This window comes from Paenibacillus sp. MER 180, from assembly GCF_023713665.1.
GTDB classification, from domain to species: domain Bacteria; phylum Bacillota; class Bacilli; order Paenibacillales; family Paenibacillaceae; genus Paenibacillus_B; species Paenibacillus_B suaedae.
In genome coordinates, this window is record NZ_JAMAVT010000005.1 from 140,777 (window position 1) to 165,695 (window position 24,919).

25 protein-coding genes and 1 riboswitch are annotated in these 24,919 nt (G+C 45.8%); of the genes, 6 read left to right on the plus strand and 19 right to left on the minus strand.

From position 1 onward, the window contains the following. Window positions 1-17 precede the first annotated feature (17 nt). From M3661_RS10005 to M3661_RS10015, 3 genes are all read right to left on the minus strand, one after another. Window positions 18-842, minus strand: coding sequence for an alpha/beta fold hydrolase (locus tag M3661_RS10005; protein WP_251484293.1), 825 nt, complete (start codon window positions 840-842; stop codon window positions 18-20). 14 nt (window positions 843-856) lie between these two features. Continuing rightward, on the minus strand, window positions 857-1,336 hold the full coding sequence (locus tag M3661_RS10010) for a GbsR/MarR family transcriptional regulator (RefSeq protein ID WP_251484295.1): 480 nt from the start codon (window positions 1,334-1,336) through the stop codon (window positions 857-859). 168 nt (window positions 1,337-1,504) lie between these two features. Continuing rightward, window positions 1,505-2,425 (minus strand): VanW family protein, encoded by a 921-nt coding sequence (locus tag M3661_RS10015; RefSeq protein WP_251484297.1) that lies wholly within the window; start codon window positions 2,423-2,425, stop codon window positions 1,505-1,507. 256 nt (window positions 2,426-2,681) lie between these two features. On the opposite strand from M3661_RS10015, the gene M3661_RS10020 reads away from it, so the two are divergent. Beyond that, complete coding sequence (locus M3661_RS10020) at window positions 2,682-3,548, plus strand: YitT family protein (protein ID WP_065291130.1); 867 nt, start codon at window positions 2,682-2,684, stop codon at window positions 3,546-3,548. Between the two features lie 69 nt (window positions 3,549-3,617). Here the strand turns inward: M3661_RS10020 and M3661_RS10025 are convergent, their stop codons facing one another. The 6 genes from M3661_RS10025 to nrdI all read right to left on the minus strand — a co-directional run bounded on the left by M3661_RS10025 (window position 3,618) and on the right by nrdI (window position 10,764). Beyond that, window positions 3,618-4,655, minus strand: coding sequence for a glycoside hydrolase family 18 protein (locus M3661_RS10025; RefSeq protein ID WP_251484299.1), 1,038 nt, complete (start codon window positions 4,653-4,655; stop codon window positions 3,618-3,620). Window positions 4,656-4,703: 48 nt separating this feature from the next. Further along, window positions 4,704-5,993, minus strand: a complete 1,290-nt coding sequence (locus M3661_RS10030) for an alpha-L-fucosidase (protein WP_251484301.1) — start codon at window positions 5,991-5,993, stop codon at window positions 4,704-4,706. 161 nt (window positions 5,994-6,154) lie between these two features. Beyond that, window positions 6,155-6,991: a YitT family protein gene (locus tag M3661_RS10035; protein WP_065291164.1), complete on the minus strand. Its 837-nt coding sequence runs from the start codon at window positions 6,989-6,991 to the stop codon at window positions 6,155-6,157. 216 nt (window positions 6,992-7,207) lie between these two features. Then, on the minus strand, window positions 7,208-8,206 hold the full coding sequence (nrdF, locus tag M3661_RS10040) for a class 1b ribonucleoside-diphosphate reductase subunit beta (protein WP_021260297.1): 999 nt from the start codon (window positions 8,204-8,206) through the stop codon (window positions 7,208-7,210). Window positions 8,207-8,327: 121 nt separating this feature from the next. Beyond that, the gene (nrdE, locus tag M3661_RS10045) at window positions 8,328-10,424 is read right to left on the minus strand and encodes a class 1b ribonucleoside-diphosphate reductase subunit alpha (protein ID WP_251484304.1); all 2,097 of its coding nucleotides are present in this window, start codon (window positions 10,422-10,424) and stop codon (window positions 8,328-8,330) included. Further along, window positions 10,393-10,764: a class Ib ribonucleoside-diphosphate reductase assembly flavoprotein NrdI gene (gene nrdI, locus M3661_RS10050; RefSeq protein WP_021253639.1), complete on the minus strand. Its 372-nt coding sequence runs from the start codon at window positions 10,762-10,764 to the stop codon at window positions 10,393-10,395. Before nrdI ends, nrdE begins: the two co-directional genes overlap by 32 nt. 617 nt (window positions 10,765-11,381) lie before the next feature. On the opposite strand from nrdI, the gene M3661_RS10055 reads away from it, so the two are divergent. Beyond that, complete coding sequence (locus M3661_RS10055; protein ID WP_051613988.1) at window positions 11,382-11,663, plus strand: hypothetical protein; 282 nt, start codon at window positions 11,382-11,384, stop codon at window positions 11,661-11,663. Between the two features lie 156 nt (window positions 11,664-11,819). Here M3661_RS10055 and M3661_RS10060 read toward each other — a convergent pair whose 3' ends face one another. From M3661_RS10060 to M3661_RS10105, 10 genes are all read right to left on the minus strand, one after another. Next, window positions 11,820-12,185, minus strand: a complete 366-nt coding sequence (locus tag M3661_RS10060; protein ID WP_251484306.1) for an alpha/beta fold hydrolase — start codon at window positions 12,183-12,185, stop codon at window positions 11,820-11,822. Continuing rightward, window positions 12,136-12,438, minus strand: a complete 303-nt coding sequence (locus M3661_RS10065; RefSeq protein ID WP_251484308.1) for an alpha/beta fold hydrolase — start codon at window positions 12,436-12,438, stop codon at window positions 12,136-12,138. The genes M3661_RS10060 and M3661_RS10065 overlap by 50 nt, the downstream gene beginning before the upstream one ends. Window positions 12,439-12,559: 121 nt before the next feature. Next, window positions 12,560-12,838 carry a hypothetical protein gene (locus M3661_RS10070; RefSeq protein WP_251484309.1) on the minus strand — a complete coding sequence of 93 codons (279 nt, stop codon included), beginning with the start codon at window positions 12,836-12,838 and terminating at the stop codon, window positions 12,560-12,562. A gap of 125 nt (window positions 12,839-12,963) precedes the next feature. After that, the gene (locus M3661_RS10075; protein ID WP_285852969.1) at window positions 12,964-13,698 is read right to left on the minus strand and encodes an ABC transporter permease; all 735 of its coding nucleotides are present in this window, start codon (window positions 13,696-13,698) and stop codon (window positions 12,964-12,966) included. After that, complete coding sequence (locus M3661_RS10080; protein ID WP_251484320.1) at window positions 13,691-14,611, minus strand: ABC transporter ATP-binding protein; 921 nt, start codon at window positions 14,609-14,611, stop codon at window positions 13,691-13,693. The genes M3661_RS10075 and M3661_RS10080 overlap by 8 nt, the downstream gene beginning before the upstream one ends. Window positions 14,612-14,686: 75 nt before the next feature. Continuing rightward, window positions 14,687-15,727, minus strand: coding sequence for a sensor histidine kinase (locus M3661_RS10085; RefSeq protein WP_251484323.1), 1,041 nt, complete (start codon window positions 15,725-15,727; stop codon window positions 14,687-14,689). Beyond that, on the minus strand, window positions 15,717-16,439 hold the full coding sequence (locus M3661_RS10090) for a response regulator transcription factor (protein WP_251484325.1): 723 nt from the start codon (window positions 16,437-16,439) through the stop codon (window positions 15,717-15,719). The genes M3661_RS10085 and M3661_RS10090 overlap by 11 nt, the downstream gene beginning before the upstream one ends. 201 nt (window positions 16,440-16,640) lie before the next feature. Further along, window positions 16,641-17,516 (minus strand): metallophosphoesterase, encoded by an 876-nt coding sequence (locus M3661_RS10095; protein WP_251484327.1) that lies wholly within the window; start codon window positions 17,514-17,516, stop codon window positions 16,641-16,643. A 181-nt stretch (window positions 17,517-17,697) separates the two neighbouring features. Then, window positions 17,698-19,098 (minus strand): sensor histidine kinase, encoded by a 1,401-nt coding sequence (locus M3661_RS10100; protein ID WP_251484329.1) that lies wholly within the window; start codon window positions 19,096-19,098, stop codon window positions 17,698-17,700. Further along, a complete protein-coding gene (locus M3661_RS10105) occupies window positions 19,091-19,744 on the minus strand; it encodes a response regulator transcription factor (RefSeq protein ID WP_065291144.1) in 654 nt (217 codons plus the stop codon). The genes M3661_RS10100 and M3661_RS10105 overlap by 8 nt, the downstream gene beginning before the upstream one ends. Before the next feature lie 239 nt (window positions 19,745-19,983). Between M3661_RS10105 and M3661_RS10110 the strand changes: the two genes are divergently transcribed. From M3661_RS10110 to M3661_RS10125, 4 genes are all read left to right on the plus strand, one after another. Further along, on the plus strand, window positions 19,984-21,405 hold the full coding sequence (locus M3661_RS10110; RefSeq protein ID WP_251484919.1) for an MFS transporter: 1,422 nt from the start codon (window positions 19,984-19,986) through the stop codon (window positions 21,403-21,405). Between the two features lie 215 nt (window positions 21,406-21,620). Next, window positions 21,621-21,734: riboswitch (TPP riboswitch) on the plus strand. A gap of 89 nt (window positions 21,735-21,823) precedes the next feature. Then, on the plus strand, window positions 21,824-22,420 hold the full coding sequence (locus tag M3661_RS10115) for an ECF transporter S component (protein WP_065291145.1): 597 nt from the start codon (window positions 21,824-21,826) through the stop codon (window positions 22,418-22,420). A gap of 64 nt (window positions 22,421-22,484) precedes the next feature. After that, window positions 22,485-24,068 carry an ABC transporter ATP-binding protein gene (locus M3661_RS10120; RefSeq protein ID WP_251484332.1) on the plus strand — a complete coding sequence of 528 codons (1,584 nt, stop codon included), beginning with the start codon at window positions 22,485-22,487 and terminating at the stop codon, window positions 24,066-24,068. Then, window positions 24,065-24,853, plus strand: coding sequence for an energy-coupling factor transporter transmembrane component T family protein (locus M3661_RS10125; RefSeq protein ID WP_251484335.1), 789 nt, complete (start codon window positions 24,065-24,067; stop codon window positions 24,851-24,853). The genes M3661_RS10120 and M3661_RS10125 overlap by 4 nt, the downstream gene beginning before the upstream one ends. The last annotated feature ends 66 nt before the right edge of the window (window positions 24,854-24,919 follow it).

The window sequence follows — 24,919 nt, forward strand, 5'->3', positions numbered from 1 at the left end:
ATACAATAGAACTACAATTAAGCTTGCTTCCTTTCTACCACAACATCGTTGTAAGTTCTTAGCGGTCTGTCTTCGAAGAAATCGATAATCATCTCATTGAAAATATCTTTGCGCATTGTGCTCAGAGGATCGTAAGCATCTTTGAACAAGGCGAGTATCGCATGATTGATTTGATCATAAATGGTACGAGACCCTTTCCCCTCGTCAATACCAGTCATTACCTTTCCTTCTCCCCCCATGACTAAAGCTGTTGACTGAATGCGGTGCAGTTCATTCGTATGCGTCGGGAAAGGAGCCTTTTTCATAGCAAGAAGCATCTTCTTATCGATTGAGAAAGAATTGCGTAATATTCGCTGTGTATATGGATCATCCTTATAAAACTTCATCATGAGATTCACGATCGTACGGTAAGGAAGCAGGCTGAAAAGAAAATTGGAAATGGACAGCACCCAGCCCGCTGCAACCGTCGGCATTTCACTATAGCTGTTCGATATGACTAGCTTATCTATATATTGTGGATACCGGATCGCAAGCAGGGTCGCCAATTGTCCGCCCTGCGAGACACCGATGACATGTACTTTGTTCAGCCCAAGCTCATCCAAGAAACACTTCAAATCTTCAACAATCACGTAATGATCATATTTGCCTTCTGGAAATTCCTTAGTAGAATCGCCATGCCCCCTATAATCCGGCATTATCATGCTGTACCGTTCTGAGAAGGCTTCGAATTGCGGTTCCCACATTCGCCATGATGATCCACTGCCATGCAAGAATAAGACAGGCGTACCCTTTCCTTTACGCTCATAATTCATGATCATCCCATTCACAACTGCCTTCGGCATGATGCTGTTTCCCCCTAGTTATGACTGTCCTTATGTTGACGTTGTTCCTGCCACTGAACTAGAATTTGCTTCATTTGGTGGACGACAAAATCAAAAAACTCGATGCTTTCATCCATTTTCATTTTTGCTTGTTCATCCGATGCGATGGACTTCGCCCGCCTCACGTAATTCCCCATCATTCCCCCTTGCGCAATGCTCGTATGCAAAATCGACGTCCAAGCATCCGGATGCAGTTCGTAGTAATCCCGTTTGCTTCCAGGGATACCTACTTTGCGAAATAAGGATACTTGAACCCCTTGACGGACAGATAAGGATGCTGTGCCTTTACTAATCTGCAAGTCCAGCACCATTTGATCAAGCGAACGCGGCTCTCCTGCTAGCAGCAGATAGCCCCATATTTTCCCGAGTGAGCGTGCACCCCCTGATGATTCGATATACGTTCCGAAATCCTCTATTAAAGATTGCTGTGCATCATTTAATGTCATCTTGTTCAAGCCTAAACCTCCTAATGATTATTCATTATGTTTTGTACGTTTAATATATATTAAACATTATAAACGGGAAATAGCAAGCATTTTCCACTGAAGAAATAAAAGAAGGGCATCTCAACAGTGTTGATGATATCCCTTCTCTTTTGGTTGGTTATCGTAGCCTTGCCTGCCTTATTCGTCTTTGTCCACATCGATATCTTTCACTTCTTCAGGCAGTTCCTTCGAAGCACCAGGTACATCACGTTGCTTGTAGCGAATCTCTTCCGATGAGTAAACACCAATATGTACGCTTCCCCCGTTGGCAAAGGCTCGGATCAATATCGGTTGATTATAATGATTATGGAAGGTAAAGTCGGGGCCATTCCAGCTTACCGTTGCATCACGACCAGGCGGTACATAGGTTACATTCCTAGAGTGAGAGTAGCGCTTCACAATCTGAAGTCCTGCTCGGTCGACAGCGTTGAACAGGGTGGATGATATCTGACATATGCCGCCCCCTATTCCTTCTGACAATTCCCCCTTCACGATGATAGGCGCACGCACATACCCTCTCTCTTCCGTGCGCTGCCCAACAACTTTATTAAAAGAGAACGTCTCTCCTGGAAATAGGACGTGATTGTTAATCGCCTCAGCAGCAAGTTTTATATTCATAGAACGGTTTTTATTGTTCGTATTATAGAAGGTTGTGTAATGACCAATTTCCTTCTCACGAATATGCGATAGGAGTTCACTGTCTACTTTTGGATAGACAATCTGCATCGGCACCTCTATCCTCATCGAACCGCTATTGACGATGTATTTATAAAACTGCTCGATAAATGATTCTCGATCCAGCCGCATTCCATTTTTCTCAGGAATAATCCCACCATAACCATTCAATGCTGCATTAATCGGAGCAATGGCTACTTGGCGATCTATCGCTTTCATCAGCTTGTCTAATTGTTGCTCGTTCACAATAGCAGCACCAGGAAGTAAATAATCCGCACGGTGAGCAGATGCGATTTGTTGGCCATGATGTCCAATAAGGATTGGTTCCGATACGGTTGGCCGTGGGAGCAGCAATAGCACTAACCAGAGAAGTTGCAGATACATGTTATTCTCCTTTATGACAATTCCTTATCCTTGAGGCACAACTGAACCCATTCCACTTGCATGAAATAATTGCCGCTACCTTATCCTTTTCTTATTCCAAACGATATATACATGCTCTACCAGTTCGCGCTGAGTTTTGCATTTTATGACTGTTATTTTCATGACTTTGGTCACTTTATTGTTCATGTTTCATGAAAATGATATGATATACATACGTAAAGTTAGTACTAACCTATAGACAGAGAGGATTTGTTGCATGGCTAGAGTTCATAAGAAAATGTCCGTTCTAGACATCTTGAAGAGATTCATCTTCATCACGTCTGGTGCAATTCTAATGGGGGTCGCGTTGGAATTGTTCCTCGTCCCTAACAGTGTGATCGATGGCGGAATAACAGGGATCTCCATCGTAATATCCAAGCTAACCGGAATTCCGCTAGGCGTGTTCATCTTCCTTATTAACCTTCCGTTTCTCATCATCGGATACAAGCAAATCGGGAAAACATTTGCATTTTCCACCTTATATGGAATCATAGTCATGTCCGGAACGACATTTTGGCTGCATCCTTACAGCGCATTCACGAATGAGAAAATCTTGGCGGTACTGTTCGGTGGCTTTATTCTCGGTCTCGGTGTTGGTCTCGTTCTTCGCTTCGGTGGATCACTGGATGGTACTGAGATCGTAGCTATTCTCGTGTCCAAGAAGACTCGGGTGCCAGTTGGTCAAATTATTCTCTTTATTAACGTGTTCATCTTTATTATTGCTGGGTTTGTCTTCGGTTGGGATTCAGCAATGTACTCCATCTTTACTTTCTATATTGCTTCGAAAGTGATGGATATTGTCGTTGAGGGCTTGAATGAATCGAAGTCGGTAACCATCATATCGCAGGAGTATGAGGAAGTATCAGAAGCAATTCAGAGCCGCTTGGGTCGAAGCACGACCTTCATCTACGGCAGAGGCGGTTACAGCAAGGAAGATACCCAAATTATCTATTGTGTCGTTACCCGTCTGGAGCTTGCGAAGCTGAAGTCTGTTGTCCAAGAGATTGACAGCAAGGCGTTCATTGCGATCGAAAGTGTATCGGATGTACTCGGAGGCAACTTCCAGAAGAACGATATCCACTAATCACAAATCCCCTGCATGTCTCAGCGCTTCGCTGACGTATGCAGGGGATTCTCTATTTAACATCTCTAATTAGCTTGTGTAGGCACGGTACATGGCATCCAGCAACGTATGCGTATGATCGCAGCTATATTCCCAGAACATAACGCCGGCAATTCCCTGCTCCATCACATACTTGCACTTGTGCGTTAAGGATTCTGGATCGTCATACGTAATAAAGCTATGTCCGTCGTACAAGTATGGAGATTTCGCTTCCTCATCCCAATGACGAACGAATCCATTCTTGTCGATATATTCCGCAACCAGCTTCGTATAATCAGGTCCATATCCACCCGATCCAGGCGCCATTTGCAAGTAGCCATTATTCGTATTCGGCACATCCTTCCACATTCTTGAATAGAAGGCAGCACCGATGACAATCTTCTCTCTAGGCACTCCTGCAGCAGCGAATAAACGTACAGATGCATCTATGCTAATGCGGAACAAGTCGCCAGTCGATGTGTACAAGTTCGTGTGATGCCCCGTCAAGGTTTGGAAGCCGCCGCGCATATCGTATGTCATGAGCTGAATGAAGTCCAAATACGAATGGATCACATCCATTTCTGTACCATCGATATAGTATTGGTCTGCCCCTGCTGCAATCGTCAGCAGATAGTGTCTTCCGTCTGCTTGCCCCTTGGCGTCAAGCACCTCGCGCAGTTCCTTGAGAAGCAAGGTGAAGTTCTGCTTATCATTCGGGCTGGACGCTATTCCTGCTTCCGAATAGCATGGGTACTCCCAGTCAAGGTCGATGCCATCGAACGGTGCTGTCTCTAAGACTCGCACTGCAGACTCTGCGAACAGCCGTCTTCCTTCTGCTGTCGACGCAGCCTCAGAGAACCCCCCTGCACTCCATCCGCCCACAGACAGTAGAATGAGCAGCTCAGGGTTGTAAGACTTCAATACTTGCAATTGAGACAAATTCTGCAAATGATCAATCGTAATGCGGTCGTTCTTCACATGACCAAATGCCACGTTCAAATGAGTTAGTTTCTTCGCATCTTCTGCTGTAACATTCGGCAGTACAGGATCACCTGCATAACCCGCTAAAATTAGCTTGTTGCTGCTCATGCTGTCGTCTTCCTCTCTCCACGTTGTGTTCTCTATGATTGCAACTTCCTAGTTGTGTGTAACCACGGCACCGGAACCGCCGTACATATCCAGTTCGCCTTCCAGTTCAATCTTCAATACCGTTACATTCTCATGCGCATCTTCCGGGGTCATATGTATCCATGTTGTACCCGGAATATTGAACCACGGCACACCGCCTTGAATTTCATAAGTTAATTCCTTGCCAGAATGAAGCACCGTAATCTTTTTAATTTTATTCGAGAGACCTTTTAAGCAAACGCTTTCTTTCGGATCATCATATACAAACAAATATAACGTCTGACGATCCTTGGACACGGTACTGCCGCCCAAATAATAACGTGTATGAATGCCTTCATCCGTCTCATAAATAGCCTCTTCATGCGTCCGAATCCAGTTGCCCAGACCAATGAGCGTCTCTTCCTGACGCTGCGGAATTGTTCCGTCCTCCATTGGCCCTACATCCAACAGCATATTCCCGCCCATCGTAATGCAGTCACAGAACATTCGGATAATTTGATTCAATGTTTTATAATAATCATCATCGTGTTGATAGCCCCAAGAGCTGTTAATGGTCGTGCAGAACTCCCATGGCCCTTCTGGTCTTGTAATTGGCAAGCCCTGTTCCGGAGTCTTGTAGTCCCCATGCCCTTGAAGCCTGGAGTTAATGATAAGCTCAGGGTTGAACGACAGCAGGTAATCCTTGAACGCAGGCAAATTCCACTGTTCTGCGCTTCGCTCCCAATCCCCGTCGAACCACAACAGATCCACCTTGCCATAGTCAGTAAGCAATTCACGCAATTGATTGTTATTGAATTCAAGGAAGCGCTGCCATGCCTCTTCATCCTGTACACCATCCGTCGGACTGCAGAAGCGGTTCACCTTGTTCAAATCCTCAGGCACCTTCCCGCCTTCGTACACACTTGCATAATCTGGATGTGACCAGTCTATCAAGGAATAGTACATACCAAGCTTAATACCGCGATCTGTAAGCGCCTTGGCATACTCTTTGATAAGATCACGCTTGGCAGGCGTCTTCTTCACAACGTTCAAGTCACTGTACTTCGTATCCCACAATGCAACGCCATCATGATGCTTCGTTGTCAGAACTGCATATTTCGCACCAGACTTCTCGAAGAGGTCTGCCCACTTGTCTGCATCGAACTTGCTTGCCGTAAATCCATCGAGCTGCTTCATGTAGTCTTCATACGACACTCTTCCATTATAGAAAGACCAGGATTCTGAAATCCCATCGACCGCATAAATGCCATAATGAATGAAAATCCCAAGCTTCGCTTTCTCAAACCACGGTTGTACCATTGTTGTGCCCTCCCATATTCTAGTTGTACAATTCGTATTATCGCACATTTTGGCAGAAAAGTGTTAGCGAAAACATTCCGCGCCACACCTAACTTTTTCACAGTTAGATGTGGCGCGGAATCCAAGTGGCAGACACGCCATATTTGGTTGTTGAAGTCTGGTTATTTCGTAATATCAATAAAGCCTTCTCCGAACACATCCCTAACATCATGAATCGTAATAAATGCATCCTTATCTGTTGCTCGGACGATTTTCTTCAGGGTTGATACTTCCTGCTTACTAATAACAATGTACAGTACTTGCTTCCGATCCTTCGTATAATAACCATGTCCTTCCAGCACCGTCACTCCACGATCCATGACGACATTCACTTGCTCCGCGATCCGATCATGCTCCACGGAAATAATCGTAACCGCCTTCTTCGGATTCAATCCTTCGATAATGAAATCCATCACTTTCGTCCCTACATACAGCATCGCAATAGTTAGCATCAAGCCTTGCGGTCCAATGATGAAGAACGACGCGAATGCCACAATGAGGTCGAAGAACAATAATGCGTAACTTACATTCCAATCCAAATACTTGTTCATAATGCGAGCCAAAATCGTCGAGCCTGCTGTTGTGCCCCCAACTCGGATGATAAGACCGATCCCGACACCTGCGAAAATACCGCCAAAAATCGCATTGATCATGAGCTCATTGGATGCAATCCGCCAGCTCTCCGTCAAATGCAGGAATAATGAGTTGAACACAACTGCAATGATGGTATAGATCGTCGTTTTCTTATCCAAGAATTTGTAGCCAACGACTAGCAATACCGCATTTAAGATCAGGTTCATCAATCCTGGTGACCATTCGAACAGATAGTAGAGAATAATGGTGACCCCTGTTACCCCGCCCTCACCGAAATCATTGGGGATGACAAACAAGTTAACTGCTAATGCAAAAATGAAAGCGCCTGCGATAATGATAGCAATATCCGTAATTCTTTTTTTCATGAAAGCCCGTCCTTTATGTATGAAAATCATCTGTCCGAATTATCTCATCAAACTAAAGCAGTGAAAATTGATTCATGAATATACGGGTGTTCCCCTAGTATGGATATACATGCAGCCGGTACATTAAGTATTCCGCTCTTATGACACGACAATACAAAAACAACTGAGCGTTCCCACTCAGTTGTTCTTGCATCATTCCTAGCAATCCTTATCATCTTATGCAAAGATATCTGATTGTTTGACACGATCGTTCAGCATTGTAAAGTCTTTGTCTTGCAAAGGCTCTACCTTACCCTTTTGATACCCGCTTCCCTTCGTGGAGAAGAAGTCATGTGTACTTGTTTCGGTACGGATACCGTTCAAGACAACGGGGTTAACATCTTCTTCTGGGAAGTATTGCTCAAAGCCCAAGTTCATAAGCGCTTTGTTGCCGTTGTAGCGAATGTACTTCTTAACTTCATGTGTAAGTCCAATTGCATCATACAGCTGCTCGGTGTATTCAAGCTCGTTCTCGTACAATTCAAGCATCAGCTTGTTCACGAATTGGGACAACTCACGCTGCACATCCGCACTTTGCTTATTGTAAATTTCCTGTGCAAGCAAGCCTACGAACACACCATGGACGCTCTCGTCGCGGATGATCAGCTTAATGATCTCACCGCTTGCTACCATCTTGCCTTGTCCAGCCAAGTACAGTGGATAGAAGAAGCCGGAATAGAACAGGAAGCTCTCCAAGAATACCGATGCCACCATCGCTTTGTACAAGCTGATTGGATCGTTGTCTTGAATGCCTTTATATAGGCCGTCAATGATTGCTGTTTTCTTCTGCAGGTGCTTATTGTCTTTTACCCAATCGAATGTCTCATCAATCATTGCTGTGCTAGCAACCGTCGTAAAGATAGTGCTATAGCTCTTCGCATGGATTTCTTCCATTGCTGCTTGGAAGATCAGAATTGCCTTCTTCTGCTTGCCTTCTACATGCTGCGCAATAACCGGCATTCCCACGTTCCCTTGTTCTGTATCCAGCAAAGTCAAGCCGCCAAGCACATGCATATAGGCAAGTTTCTCATCATCGGACATTTTCGTCCAAGACTTCAAGTCCTTCGAGATTGGAATCTCCGTATCAAGCCAGAATTGGGACGTATTTTGCGTCCACAGCATTTCCATATAATCCGATTCAGGTCTGTTCCAGTTAACAGCTTCAAAGTTTCTCATCTACGAATCTCCTTCTAGAGGTAATTCAAAAAGACCGCTTTTGATCACGAAGTAATCTACACAGTGCTCGGTGCTGAAAACCATCCTTTTTGAACTCTCATTTAATGCAGGTTGCGCTCAATTAGACAACGCAGCTTACACACTCATCGATTGTTTTCTTCTTCGTACGTGTATAGTAGAGCGTCTTAAGCCCCTTCTTCTGTGCGTAAATATAATATTTTGCAAGATCACGAGTCGTCAGATCATCCTTAACAAACAGTACCGTTGAGATCGCTTGGTCAATATGAACTTGAACATCCGCAACCAAGTCAATCAGGTTGAACATATCCATGTCATATGCTTCTTTGTAATAGAAGTAGTTCTCATCGTTAATGTAAGGCATTGGATAGATCGTCTTGGAATCTCCGTACTCACGCTCCTCGATGCGCTGAGTAATCGGTGCGATCGAAGCTGTTGACGACTGCAAGTACGAGATAGAGCCTGTAGGTGCGATTGCCAGACGGTATGCATGGTACAAGCCGTGCTCCATCACTTGCTCCTTCAAGCGAGCCCAATCCTCCAATGTAGGCATCGTGTGACCTTCGAACAATTCCTTCACGCGATCTGTCTTCGGAGTGAAGTCCGTGTTCAAGTATCTATCGAAATATGCGCCGCTCGCATATTCACTCTTGTCAAAGTCCGTGAACGTCACGCCGCGCTCTTTCGCAATCAGCATGGAACGTTCCAAGGAATAGAAGTTCAGCATCATGAAGAACGCACGCACGAAGTCTCTTGCTTCCATGGACTCATATGCAATCTTGTTCTTCGCCAAGTAACCGTGCAAGTTCATTGCACCAAGGCCTACCGAATGAAGCTCACGGTTCGCCTTCGCTACGGATGGAACGATACTGATATTGCTGCGGTCAGATACTTCTGTCAGTGCGTCCATAGAACAATGAACCGTATCACGCATCCGCTTATTCTTCATGACGTTAACAATGTTAAGTGAACCCAAGTTACAGGAAATATCGCGGTTAATCTCATCCTCAATGCCGTAATCGTTAATTGTGGACACTTCACTAAGCTGTGCGATCTCACTGCACAGGTTGGAGAATTTAACCTTACCGATTTCTTTCAGGGCATGATATTCATTCGTGTTATCTACGAACATGATATATGGGTAACCAGATTCCATCTGAATCTGTGCAATTTTCAAAACTAGGTCGCGAGCGACAATTTTCTTTTTGCGGACTTTCGGATTGTCTACGAGCTCATCATACATTTCGGAGAGATCCATATCATCCAAATGCTTGCCATATGCTTGGAATACCGTGTGCGGATAGAACAAGTACATGTCTTTATCCTGCTCAACAAGCTCGAAGAACTTGTTCGGAGCAACGACGCCAAGCGACAAAGTCTTAATGCGGATTTTCTCATCACTGTTGATTTTCTTCGTATCCAGGAATTCATGGATGTCAGCATGGAACACGTTCAAGTATACAACGCCGCTTCCGTCACGCTGTCCAAGTTGGTTCGCGTAGGAGAAAGCATCCTCGAACAATTTCATAACGGGGAGTACGCCGCTTGCCTTACCGTCTAGCCCTTTGATCTGCTCGCCTGCACCGCGAATCTTGCTCAAGTTCAAGCTCACGCCGCCGCCAATTTTACTTAACTGAAGTGCGGAGTTGATCGCAAATCCGATCGAGTTCATGGAATCGTTCACTTCGAGCAGGAAGCAGCTGACAAGCTCTCCTCTGCGCTTCTTCCCTGCATTCAGGAAGGTTGGCGTTGCTGGCTGATACTCTTGTGCAATCAACAGATCTGCATATTCGAATGCTTTGTTCATATCTCCGCTCGCTAAGAACAAGGATACAACCGCCAGTCTGTCTTCATAACGTTCCAAGAACTTCGTATCATCATTCGTCTTCATCGCGTAGTTATTGTAGAACTTGAACGCACTCATGAAGGATGGGAAGCGGAATTTCTTCGAGTACAGGAACTCGTACAATTTCTTAATATCTTTAAATTCATATTGGTCGAAAAGCTCTTTCTCATAGTAATCATTCTCGATCAAATAATGAATCTTCTCTTCAAGGTTATGGAAAAACACTGTATTTTGATTGACATAATCAACGAAGTAGCTCTTTGCTGCATCGTGATCCTTGCCAAATTGAAATTTACCGTCCTTCTGAACCATGATTTCATTGTTAAGCTGTATCCATTTTGGTATCAAAGTCATGGACCTCCCGAATAAAGTTGTCTACATCTCGTTTTGTCCCGCTGAGTTCAAACTTCATCAGTACGGGGACGGAGTATTCTCTGGAAATATGGTCAGCTGCAAGCCCATACCGAGTGCCCCAGTTCATGTTGCCGCTGGCCGCGACACCTTGGAGCAAATGACTGTGTTCTTCCAGGAACTCTTGCGTGGACTGTGGAACTTGTCCGAACCCGGTTGTGTACGTAATCAGGATAAAGGGTTCATTAAGCTTGGTGTCAGGCGTTACACGAACACACTCCAAATCCAATTTATCGACGAATCGTTTCACGTTACCCGTCTTCGAATCGTAAGCGATAAGCACGTGATCCCTCCGTTGTTCGACTAGTTTGCAAATGGAACGAACAAAAAATGCTCATTCAAAAACAAGGATCAAAACGATCGACACGTGGCGTACCCTAATTTCGTGTATGCTGTCGCTTTAATCTCTCAATCTCTGAATAGGCATGTCTTAGAATCTGGCGCGTGGCGCCGCTCGATCCCAATTGCTGTCACAATATATAGTGTATGTATCGCATCCAACCAACTATATATAGTTCGCTATAGAATCATATACAATTTTAAGAGAAATGGCAAGGTCCATTTTATGACGCTTTCTCTATCAAATTTCATGTCGACTATTGGCACAAAACATTACTATCGTACCACACCTCAGACGAATATTGGAGATCATTTATTTTGGAATTGTAGAGAAATACATGATAAAAAATTCGATTGTTCCCCTTTTCAGCGACGGGATGGCGATCTCCCCAATCTCAACTTTTTTTATTTAACCAAGACATTGGAGTCAAATCAGCACACTTTTTGATTATCACATATAACAATCCAAACATCCGATATGAACAAGCATACAATAATTGGAGGTGATTACTAGAAGTGATCCATGTCAATTCATTTTGAATAGACGGAGGGAAACATCCGATGAGCAAATCTAAAGCGCTACGAACATCGAGATCATCTGATGTGGTAAATCAGGTGTATTCAAACCGGGTACTGCGATCTGAGTTTGATCGGAATTGGAGAACGGAAATTTCAAGAAGTGGTTATGTCATCTACATTGCAACTGCAAACCGGGCTCAAGTTGAGGTAATACTGTCGGGCGGGATAAACAAGCGATTGGTGTTTCCGAGAGGCGGAAGAGTGATCGTCGGTGGTGGCGGAACATCGCATTATAGCAAACCACATCGCACGATCACGATCTAATGATGATTTGTCAACTTGCATAGTATGTATATGGGTTACCGGGGAACGTTAAAGATATAGACCAGACCTGATACTAATGCAGAGATAGCGGCAGTACAAGACGCCGGATGCGTGTCTGACTGCCGCTGATTCGTGGAAAGTCACCAAATTTGCACCCTACGATTCATCCTCTGTTGCTGCCAAAAAAGATTGAATATGCGAGGCCATCTCTTGAGGATGCGTCAATGGGAGCATGTGGTCTGCACCTGCTATTTCGACGAAAGCAACACGCGGTATCCGCTTGAACTCCTGCGCGATCAGATGCATATCGTCCCACTCCACTGTCCCGTACATAAACAAAGTAGGAACCGCGATTTTCTCCAACTGTTCGATCGCAGGTGGCTGAGGCCAGATCACCTCAAAGCTGCGCCACTCTGTGAAGACACGCGTAAAGTATTGGGTGTGCATGTCAATAAAGAGATCACGCTGACCGCTAGCCATCACTGTACGATAAATAGGCCCCTGCAATGAAAACTGTATCACCTTGCTCACATCCGGAGACTAAGGTCACCTGTTCCAGCTTCAGGTCGTCCAGCAGTTGACGTAAATCTTCAACAAGGTTGAGCGGCTCTTGCGGTGCGGGCGATCGTCCCGTACCACGGGCATCAAAGGTAACGACCTGGTGAGTTCTTGCGAGAAGTGGTACAAGCTCCCCCCATGCCCTTGAATCGATGTCTCCGCTGTGAATCAGCACAATCGGCTCGCCTGTTCCATAAATCGAGTAGTTCAGATCCATTCATGCTCCCTCCCATGTGGCTTTTTATTGATTCTTTCATCTCATATATTAGATATGGCTCAATATTCATATCAATGATTTTTAAGTTTTTTCCTTGCCACAGAAGCACTACGGTTCCATCCTAGTCGGTCATCACCAATATCCAATATAGGGAACCGACCCGATACGGTTCTTTTGCTAACTCATGGGATTTCCCCAGCAAACCATACTCATTTCCCGTGCTTGTACTCTCATTTCCCGGGCAACCGCGCGGTTTCGAGCCATTGTGACAGTGAGGTACAACATAATCACAGAAAAACAGAGTCTGCTCCATGCCGAACATCACTCCTTTTTGTCTCTTCAAGCAGCAATGTGCATAACCATGCAAAGAATGATCCGCTACGGAAATAAGAAATTTCATTTTTGCGATGCCACCCTATTCCCCCATCTCATTCATATTGCTTGTACATCCATCACCTACTGAGAACATAAAGAAGACCGACCCGGAGGCCGATCTGCATCATTTAACTCCCTATATAGTTCACTTCATTTAATATCCATTCTATTAAAATACATAACGCTTGCTGCTAAGCCAAATAGCGAAGTGATACCAACCGCAATAAACGAGTATAGCGGTGGATAATCCGCTACATAACTTTGGGTCACAATTACATGTGCAGCTGACCAAGGGAACAGCGCCTTGTAATCGGAGCTGATCACGGTAACATTCCCTAACGTGATCACCGCTGTGAACATGATGGTAGGCACATAATTTTTGAATAAGAAGGTTACCCAAATCGTCGGTGTGGACAACAGAAACATAAGGACAGCACCTAGTACATAGTCACGCAATGATGACAACAGAACCGCAGCACTTAGCACGTCTGATTTGATAAAAAATGCGAAACCTAATGTAAGCACCCATGCCACCATCGTCAATAGAAGTATCCAGATGAATAGCATTAGCATTTTGCTCGCGATTAGAGCAACTCTTGATACCGGGATTGTAAGCAGGTTCTTAAGTGTATCTTCCACAAATTCTCGATTGAATAAATATGCAGTAATAACACCATACAACAGCACTCCAAGCAGCAGCATCACATTCAGATTTGTATTATAAAAGGAAATTTCGAAAGGGATTACTTTCTCTGGATCACGCTTCATCTGGCTCAAGTAGGCGATGAACATCATAATCGGTGCGGCAGACGCCCCAATTATACTCACGAGAAACATCTTCGATCGTTTCAGCTTTAATAATTCGGTATAGAGCAAATTAACCAATTGTACCACCGCCAATCCGCTTTACAAAATAATCTTCAAGCGTGTCCTCGTGGAGCGTCATTTTGAACACATCAATATCGTTCTGAACGAACATCTTATTCAGCTTGTTCTGTTCTCCAATCCGTGAATATACACGTATCAATCCGTCACCATGGATTTCATAATCATGGACGCCTGCTTGCGACTCGAGCAGCATCGCTGCCTTATTGTCATTAGACACACGGAACTCGATATATCTGCGATTTCGTTTATGCAGCTCTCCAATCGATATTTCCTCAAGCAACTTCCCCTCATGGATAATGCCAAGCTGGTCGGCAAGCTGCTCAACCTCAGATAAAATATGACTGGATATAAGCACAGTGATGTTGCGTTCTACCGCTAAAGATTTAATGAGCCTGCGCATCTCCTTAATGCCAATCGGATCAAGGCCATTCGTTGGCTCATCGAGAATAAGCAGCTCTGGATGATGCAGGATCGCCCTGGCAATCCCGAGTCGCTGCTTCATCCCCATCGAATATTGACCTACCAGCTTCTTCGTCTCTTCCTGCAGCCCGACCGTTTCTAGTGCTTCCTCCAACGCATTACGTTTGTATACGCCCATCAGCTTCGCATTAATGAGCAAGTTCTCATATGCCGTTAAATTCTCATAGAATCCGGGATGCTCCACCATCGAGCCGATTCTGGATAGGATTTCTCTAGGCTTAGCGTTCAATCGCTGCCCGAATAGCTCAATTTCCCCTTCTGTAGGCTTAATTAATCCGAGCAGCATGCGGATAGTCGTTGTTTTGCCAGCGCCATTGCGACCGAGAAAGCCGTATATTTCGCCCTGCTTCACATGCATGTTCAGATCATGAACAGCAATCTGTTCCCCATACTGCTTCGTGAGCCGGGTCGTACGTATGATCGTGCTCATGCAGCACCTCCTGAGTATGTAAGTCTACTATTATCGTAAGGGGATGAATTTAAATGCTGCTTAATGAGTTCTTAACTATCTCTTAACTGGTGGCAATGTCTTTCGAATTGGAATATTGACGATAAAGGCTGTTCGGACGTGCGGCTCGCTCAACACGGAGATGTGCCCGCCAAGCTTATCGACAAACGCCTTCGTAATTGCTAGTCCTAGCCCACTACCGCCATGCAGCAGATTCCGTGATCGTTCGGAGCGGTAGGTGCGCTCAAATATCTTCGATAACTCGTCCGCCGGAATGCCCGGCCCTCTATCCCATATCGTTATGGCAATGTTCGACTCATTCCACTCTAGTTCCACCCCTAACAACTGACCTTCCTTGCCGTACTGTATCGCGTTCTTGATCAGGTTGTTCAAAATTCGTATATACCCATAGCGATCCATTGCAACCATACAGGACTCCTCAGGAATCTGAACCGCTAGATCCATACCGTTCTTCTTCAAATCCGGCAGGAATGAAATCAGCGCTTCCCTCAGCAGCTCTGCAGCATCTAACGACTCCCATCTCATCTCGACTTCATCGGCATCCAGCTTCGCCATCTGGAAGATATGATCAATCAATTCCTTAAGCGCTTGTGCCTTCGCTGAAATAATCGCAACGTACTCATCCCTCTCTTGCTCTGAAGAGATATGTTCATCCTGCAATGCATCAACATAACCGATAATCGAAGTAAGCGGTGTCCGTATATCGTGCGAGATATTAGCGAGAAGCCTCTTGCGGGCAGCATCGGATCGAATTGCATTCACTTGAAGCTTCTCCATCTGCTCGATTAATTCATTAATCGAAAAGAGCATCTCATCATACGCCTCAGATTCATTCGCCAGCAGTCTCGTATTGACATTGCCGCGAACAGCACGCTTCACGGCGGCAGCATGGCTCCTAACCTCCGCGATAAACCGAACACGTCTGTAGAGCAGCAGCGCAGCAACGATGAACAATACAGCAAACAGCCCCCACCTGTATATACCTAGAGGCTGTATTGTCATACTATCGATGATGAACCATATCGTTAATCCCATTAACAAAATAACCAGCATTAGACTGTTTTTGTCATGCCTCATCGCGTTCACCTGTAAACTTATAGCCAATGCCCCACACCGTCTGAATCAGCTTCGGTTCAGAGGGGTCTGTTTCAATTTTCAGCCGAAGCTTACGAATATGAACCATAACCGTATTGTCGTCCTCAATGTATTCTGATCCCCACACCTGTCTAAAAATCTGCGTCTTCGTAAATACCTGCTCAGGATGAGAAGCGAACAATCTCAACAACTCAAATTCCTTGGCGGTCAGATTTACTTCTCGCCCATTGCGGGTAACCACGTATTTTTTAACATCAATTATTAATCCCTTAAATCGCATGGTTGCTGATCCTTCTTCTGCAAGGCTGCCGGCTTCACTGCCTAGGATCATGAATCTTCTCAGCAATGCCTTGCTCCTTGCAACCAACTCATGTATGCTGAAGGGCTTCGTCATATAATCATCAGCCCCGATACCCAGACCTACAATCTTGTCCATCTCTTCGTCCTTCGCTGTCAGCATCAATATCGGAACATTGCTTCTCTCGCGAATACGGCGGCACACCTCTACTCCATCTATGTAAGGCATCATTAAGTCGAGAACGATAAGATTATATTTATGCTGTTCGAACAATCGCAGCGCTTCTTCACCGTGAGCTGCTGTATCTACCGTGTATAATTCCCGCTCCAAGTACTTCTTCAATAAATCTCGAATCTCTAGCTCGTCGTCGGCGACAAGCACGCGAATAGGCTGCATCGTTCCGTTCTCCCCTTGTATCTATCGTAGATTCCTCATATCTGATTCGCATTCTACATACTTGCAAATGTAAGTGTAACGAATCTAGTAGCCAATTGCACGTGTTTGCCAATTTCCATACGACCGTGTACCTTTATCGGGCTGCAAATGGATACACTAGAGCCCTATCTGTCTGTCTCCAAGCAATACTGGGGAGAGTTCTCACGAACGCATCAATGTATGAACCGTAATTTCAGGCTTGCTAAGGAAGCGGACAGGCAGTTCTGTCGTCCCGATGCCTCGATTGACATAGAGTTTCATCGGCTTGTTCAGGGTAGTTGTTCCCTCGATTTTATACATCCCCTCAACATACTTCTTCGCTAATGGCGGCGTGTATATCGTGCCGTACCACGGCAATTGAACTTGGCCCCCGTGACTGTGTCCAGATAATTGCAAGTCGATCGGATAATCGATGACTTGATCGGCAACATCCGGCTCATGCACGACGAGCAAATTGAAGTTGTCAGGTTCTATGTCTTTCAGCGTTCCATGTATATTGGGCGTACCTAACAAGAAATCATCAAGCCCGCTAATGGTGATATATTCATCATGATTCGGGAGATGGATTTGCTCCGTAGCGTTCACGAGTACAGTGAAGCCTGCTTCTTCCATATAAGACCGATAAATCCGGCTGCCGCCTCCACCGCGATCATGATTGCCGAATACGGCATACTTGCCTAATGTTGCTTGCAGCTGTCCTAGTATTCGCTGGGAACGGTCTCTCCGATTTCCATACGCATTGAAATTGTCAACCATATCTCCCGTAAACACAATAATATCTGGATGTTCTTGATTAATCCGATCAACAAGTTCAAGCAGCTGGACATCATTAAAATGATCCCCCAAATGAACATCGGAAAAATGCACAATCTTCATGCCATGAAAGCTTGGAGGTATATACCTACTTAGTATCGTCTGCCTCGTCACGCTCAAGCTGTTCGGTTCCATCTTCATGCCATAAAATAATGTTCCTGCAAGGAGAAGCAACACAATCAGAGACACACGAATCGTATGCTTGCTCCACTTCTTGTTCTTCATGATCTCACCTCAGCCCAATCATAGGAGACCAATGTTACGCCAATATGACAAAATGAAAATAGCCCTCTAGAAACCTGTCTGCGTGAACATGAGCATCAAATAGCAAGAGCATGAAATTTATTGCCTACATACAAAAAACTGCCTTTCAGCAGTAAATTGAAAATACCACTCGAAAGGCAGCTTACATCTGCTCCCCCTGCTTGCATAGAGGAAGCACAATATGAAATTCGATATCTCCAGTATGCAGTCGTACGCCATAAGCCGCCTTGTGTTTCTGCAGGATCCCCTTCACAATAGCTAAGCCAAGTCCCGTTCCGCTAAGCTGCTTGTTGCGCGAGCTGTCAGCAACAAAGAACGGCTCCCACAATTGCTTCAGCTGCTCTTCAGTCATGGAAAACGTACATCCATTCCGAATGAACAGAACTAACGCATCATTCTTGTTCGTAAGATCAATCTGAATTTTCCGATTCGTCGTGTATTTCATTGCGTTCGATACGAGATTGTTCAGCACCATTTCAAGCTTGACCCTATCAGCCTGAACGCAACAGCTTTCCGCATTCTGATCATTCAAGGTCAATTCAATCGAATGCTGTTGCAGAGGTAGCTCATATTTCGCAATGACTTGATCAAGAAGATTAACGACATGAACATTCTCAATGTTCAGCTCTTCCGTCTGCAAGCGAGACCATTCCAACAGCTTCGTAACGAGCTCGGACATATCATCCGTTTGCGACTGTATGACATCCATGTAGGTGCCGTCATCCAGACCATCCTTCACCCCTGCGGAATATGCCTTGATCACGGCAAGCGGTGTCTTCAGTTCATGTGAGATGTCACGAATGAGGACACGCAAGTTCCGGTTCTTCTCCTCCAACTCTTGATGCGCCTGCTTCAGCTTATCACTCATCGTATTAATGCTGTGTGCAAGATCCTCAATCTCATCTCCTGTTCGGATATCAACTGTCCGGTATCTTTGTTCTGCGATATCCTCTGCCGTGTTCTTAAGCTGCTCAATTGGCTTCACTGTTCGCTTGGAGAACCAAGCAGCGAGCAGTAGCGCTAGTGTGAGCGCACCAACTGCCATAATTAAATTGAACTGATTGACGATACGTATCGTCTCGCCGGAATTGGCCACCGATTCGCCTGCTGCGAAGATCATTCCTTCCTTCATGACAAATGTAACGAGAACGCTCGACTTCAACTTTTCCTGCTGATACGACTTCGTAACTGTCCCGCCGCGCATTAGCTGTGCAAGGCTCTCTTCCGTGAGCCAGAATTTGCTCATCGCAATCCTCTCCCGCGTAAATTGTTCGCGCAGTGTCCAATTCAAGCGGTCAATGTCATGGTCGTAGGATGCATGAACGATTGTGAAATGGTAATCATCCGCTACCCGCTGAACTTCTTCAAGGAGCTGCTTCGACTCTATGCTGCGCAACCTCTCCACCGCTTCCGCCAACGCAGCACGCTTCTGATGGACAAAATAATTTGGCATAAAGAACGTATTCACACAATACGAGAGTCCGAACACAACGACAAGAATAAGCGCAATTTGCACAAACAGCTTGCGACTAAGCTTATTCATGGCTATTCGGATGCTCGAAGCTGTAGCCCATACCACGGTGCGTCCGTATCCATTCCTCGCCGATCTTCTCCCGCAAGCGGCGTATATGCGTATCTACCGTACGTTCCTCACCGAAGTAATCATAGCCCCATACATGATCAAGCAGCGCTTTGCGCGTTAAGACCTGCCCCTTGTTCAGAATAAAAAACTTCATCAATTGAAATTCCTTCTTCGTAACCCGCAGATCAATTCCACACTTGCTAATCTTCTGTCCTTCCATATCTACCTGGATATCCCCGAATAGATATTGTGCCTGCATGTTCAGCAGCTTCTTCGCCCTCGCCAGCAAAACCCGAGGATCGAACGGCTTCCGAATATACTCATCCGCTCCAGAATCAAGAGCTGTCAGCTCATCTTCGTGCTCTCCCTTGGCCGTAAGCATGAGCACCTTCAACTTCGAATTCGCTTTGATTTCTCGACACAACTCAATCCCGCTCATCTGCGGCATCATCCAATCGAGCACTGCCAAGTCCAGCGGCTGGTTGTAATAGATCTCAAGCGCTTGACGCCCGTTCTCTGCCGTAAACGTTCGAAAGCCCTCTTTATCAAAATAAGCCGCTAAAATTTTCAACATATGCGGTTCATCGTCTGCAATAAGTACATTCATTTACTTTGTATCTCCTTACCCTTGTATGTCTTGCGTTGAGTGCATTCTATATTATTGCATTTTTAATTGAATAAGGAAAACCCCACTGCTATACTGGAAGCAACAATAATGAGGAGGCGTTAAGATGAAGTGCGTAACATCAACTGGGGCAGGTATTGATCGGGGATAACGCATAATACCCCTGTAAACTGCGCAACTCCCCTTTAGCAAGAGAAAGGGGATTCCTATTCGTGGAACAAATGAACAATGACAACCGCATCGATGCGGCAGAACAAGAACAACCCGTGTATGCCTTTCCCAATGTGAAGAAATCGATCGCGTGGTTAAGCTTTTTAGCTTTTTTCAGTGTGTTGAATGAGACTGTTTTCAACGTATCATTGCCCGACATCGCATACGATTTCAATATCACTCCGTCCGTTACGAATTGGATCAACACATGCTTCATGATTACCTTCGCGCTCGGCTCCATCATTTATGGCACCCTGTCATCCCAATACGGCATTAAGAAGCCGCTGCTCATCGGTGTGCTCATCTATGGTAGTGGCTCGTTGCTCGGTTTCTTTGCCCATGACTACTTGTCAGCTGTATTGGCAGCCAGATTGATACAAGGTGCCGGGGCTTCGGCCGTGCCCGGACTCATCATGGTTATGGTCACTCGCTACGTTGGAGAGCAGCATCGAGGCAAGGCGTTCGGCATGATTGGTTCTATGGTAGCGCTTGGTGAAGGGATTGGCCCAGCTGTAGGCGGTGTACTGGCAGATTATGTGCATTGGTCCTACCTGTTTGTCATTCCGGTAATGACGATAGTCAGTCTCCCCTTCTTCTTGACCGCACTGCCGCAGGAGCCTTCTCGCAATGGACGAACAGATATCATCGGCATTGCCCTCTTGTCAGCAGGCATTATTCTATTTACCTTGTTTACTACGACATATGTCTGGTTCTATCTTGTCTGCAGTATGATTCTCGTTCTTGGGTTTGCCTTCCATATCCGCCGTATTCGCGAGCCGTTTATTGCTCCGTCCCTGTTCGCTAATCGCCCATATGTACTCGGCACGCTTGCTGGTTCCATTTTGCTAGGAACGGTAGCTGGATTTATTTCGATGGTTCCTTACTTCATGCGGGATGTACACCAACTTTCGACCGCCGTTATCGGCAGCGCGATCATTTTCCCAGGGACACTCAGCGTCATTCTGTTCGGCATACTCGGTGGAACTCTCGTTGATAAGAGAGGAACTTCATTTGTATTTGTCGCTGGAATAGGTCTCGTCACATTCAGTTTCGTCACGCTCATTGCATGGGGGAATGATTCTCCATGGTTGATGACGTTCGCCCTCGTGCTCGTGTTCGGAGGGTTGTCATTCATTAAGACAGTTATATCTGCATCCGTTGCAGAATCACTAGCACCTGACCAAGCAGGAGAAGGCATGAGCATGCTCAGCTTTGCATGCTTTATAGCTGAAGGCATCGGCATCGCTGTAGTCGGCGGTCTGCTTACACATAGTTGGCTGCTGACTTCACTGACACCTACCGTTGCCGTTGCCAATGAAGCTTCATTTCCCTTATACAGTGGCCTGATTATGCTGCTCATAGCAGTCCTTGCTTGCGGAGGGATCGTATACAGCTTGTCATTGAGACGACATTCTACAGCTTCACACGATTAACTATTAATGAGGATCAGGGTTTCTTCCTGATCCTCATTTTGTTCTATTCTCTCTCCAAATCTCCTAAACACGCTCACCACTCCTCCTCTTCTATGTTGTCCAGCGAACAATTTCAACCTCATAGACTTCTAACTTCCTCGTATCTTTTATGTTTTTTTGTAAACATTTCGTTGTCAACCTAACATGAATATTGTATGATATGAGCAATTGCATAGTCATACAAATTCGGGGGCTTGAGGAATCAAGCTGAGATTGTAGATAAGTATACCGCTACTGACCGTTAATCTGATCTGGGTAATGCCAGCGTAGAGAATCTGTATTTGTCATGTGATCATGCTCTGCTGTGATCTAGGACTCTTCTACCGTCTGGTTGCCAGACGGTTTTTTGTATGCTAACTATACAACAAAGGAGAGGGTTATGTTGCCAGAACAACAGAGAAGCAACAAATTAAAGTTCACGGATATTCTCATTACCGTGATGATCGGGGTCGTATTTGGTGTGATCTTCAAAATGTGGGAGAGCGTCTACAGTCTCGCGAAGCCGCTGTTCCCGCAAGCAGGACAATTAACATATGGCATGTGGTTTATGGCTGGCCCATTCGCGTACCTGGTCATTCGCAAGCCCGGCGTCTGCTTCCTGGCAAGTCTTGCTGCCGCTAATTTATCGGCTATTCTTGGCTCTGCTTGGGGACTGGAGACGATTGTGTATGGCTGTGTACAAGGTCTGGCAGCAGAATTGGCATTCACCATGACCGGATACCGCAAGCACAGCATCGTCATCGCAGGCATCGCTGGCATTCTGTCCGCAGTCGGCTCATTCATGATCGATCTCGGTTACGGATATGCAGATTACGAGACATGGGTGCTCGTCTTGAAGTACGGACTTCGTGTCATTAGTGCGTTCATCTTCGCTGGCGTATTTGCCGGCTTGCTCGTTCGCGCATTGGAAGCGACAGGGGTGACCAAATCCATACGTCCTGTATCCAAAGAGGATTACGCGGTACTTAATCAATAGCACGCATAATATGAATAGATAAAATTTGTGCGTACGCCACAAATTCGGAATAAGGTGGTTACACATGCAACAGGAATCTCATGCGAATTCGTCTGCATTTGTTGACCGCTTGCGCCTAACATTTCCAGGAGAGGATTCCTTGCTGTTCAAGGACCTCTCCTTCCACATTTCTATCGGCGAGAAGGTATTGCTCCTCGGGCCAAGCGGTTGCGGCAAATCAACACTGCTGCAAGTATTAAGCGGAATTATGCCCCACTCTATTGAAGTACCGATGAAATACGATCAGATTAAGATTCCTTCAAGCTGGGGCTTCGTATTCCAAGATCCGGACAGCCAGTTCTGCATGCCATATGTAGATGAAGAGCTCGCGTTTGTACTGGAAAATCTCTCGATCCCCCGTGATCAAATGCCAGCATGCATGACAGGCATACTCGAAAGAGTGGGATTGCAGTTCAACAATCTGCATACAGAAATCCATACGCTATCCCAAGGCATGAAGCAGCGGCTCGCGCTTGCGTCCGTCCTGCTGCTAGAACCAGAGGTGTTGTTCCTCGATGAGCCCACAGCGCTTCTTGATCCAGAAGGAACGAAGCAAGTCTGGGACACCGTGAAACAAGCTGCCGATTCCTCCACTATTCTAATCGTGGAGCATAAAATCGAGCATGTTATCGACATTATCAATCGTGTGGTGCTATTCGACAGCACTGGACAAATCATTGCGGACGACGAGCCGAAAAATGTATTTCTACATCATAAAGATAAGCTCATTGAATATGGCATTTGGTATCCAGGTGTATGGCAGGACTACATTCATTCAGAAGCTTACCAAGCCATATCGCAGCAACGAACGGCGAACGAATATCAACAACCTCATTGCAAGCAAGATGGCGGGCGCACTTACGCGCGTCTGCAAGCCGTGCAGCCACTGCTCTCTTTGCGTGATTTTAGCGGCTACTATGAAGAAATTCGTCGCATATCCGTCCCCAGCGTAGATATTTATCCGGGTGAATGGATTACGATTATTGGAGAGAACGGCGCTGGCAAGAGCACACTATTGTTGTCTCTTATGCAAATTCTGCGTACTACAGGCATGTATCTTATTGAGGGTCAAGAGCTGCCAGCACCAGCTCGCAAGCGATGGTTCCCGCGATTCAGAAATAGAGGAAAGCAGCCTCCAGCCGAACTCGCCTTCGTATTTCAGAATCCTGAGATGCAGTTTCTAACGGATTCGATCTATGATGAGCTTGCTTATGAACCAAGGCAGAACAACTGGGATGAATCGGACATTGCACATAGAGTGGAACAAATCTTGGAATCATTCGATCTGAATATCGAACAGGATCGGCATCCGTATCATTTGTCACTTGGTCAGAAACGCAGATTAAGTGTCGCTACAGCGATGATGCGTAAGCGTCCGATACTGCTCCTGGATGAGCCAACCTTCGGGCAAGACGCTAAAAACACATTTGCTATATTGGAAAAGTTGAACCGTCTTCGGACAGAAGGAACCGCCATAGTCATGGTGACACATGACATGAATATCGTGAATCGTTTTGCAGATCGGATATGGCATGTTGAGAAAGGCCAACTGATCGAACAAGAAGTTTCCCCACATGGACAGACAATGCGGGAGGTGCAGATGAAATGAAGCTGCTCGCTCCCAAATCGGAAACATGGCTTCATCAGGTTAACCCTGCGCTCAAGCTTCTCGTCTTTCTCGCTCTGCTCATCGTCGCGCTGCTTACCCGAGAGCTTGATTTTGCATGTTATCAGCTAATCTTGTACACACTGCTGTTGTTTCTATGTAGCGGCCACTCTACGAAGAAGCTGCTGTTCGTGACAACACCGTTCCTTCTCCTGTTCGTCTCGACAGCATCCACGATGATCTTGTTCGGCAAGGGGGAGCATGAATGGTGGTCATGGGGAATAATCCGCATTACAGAGGAGAGCTTCCTCCGCGGACTTGTCATCGGAGTGAAGACACTTTGCTTCGGCATGCTCGGCATTACATTCGCCTTCACGACGAAGCCAATATTGTTATTCTATGCGCTGATGCAGCAATTCCGGCTTCCGCCGCAATATGCTTATAGCTTCATCGCCTCCTTGCGGCTGCTCCCTGCGATCTGGGAGGATTACCGAGTTCGCACGCATGCCCTGCATATCCGCGGCGTCCAATACAGCAAGGGATTTAAAGGGATGTATGAGCGTCTACGCATGTACGCCCTGCCACTGCTCGCACAGAGCATTCGCCGTGCACAGCGAGTTGCTGTCGCAATGGAGGCGAAGCGGTTCCAGATGGGTCGATCACGTACCTACTATTATATTACACGCTGCCATTGGCGCGATGTATGGTTCACTCTGCTCATGGTTGGATTAATTACGCTCGCCTATATGGCCGCACTGCACTTCCCGTTCACCGGCTCGACCGTCTAATTGGCTTCAGATACAATCTGATAGGTCATTTAATTTTTATCATCAAAGAAACTCTCCCAGATCTAA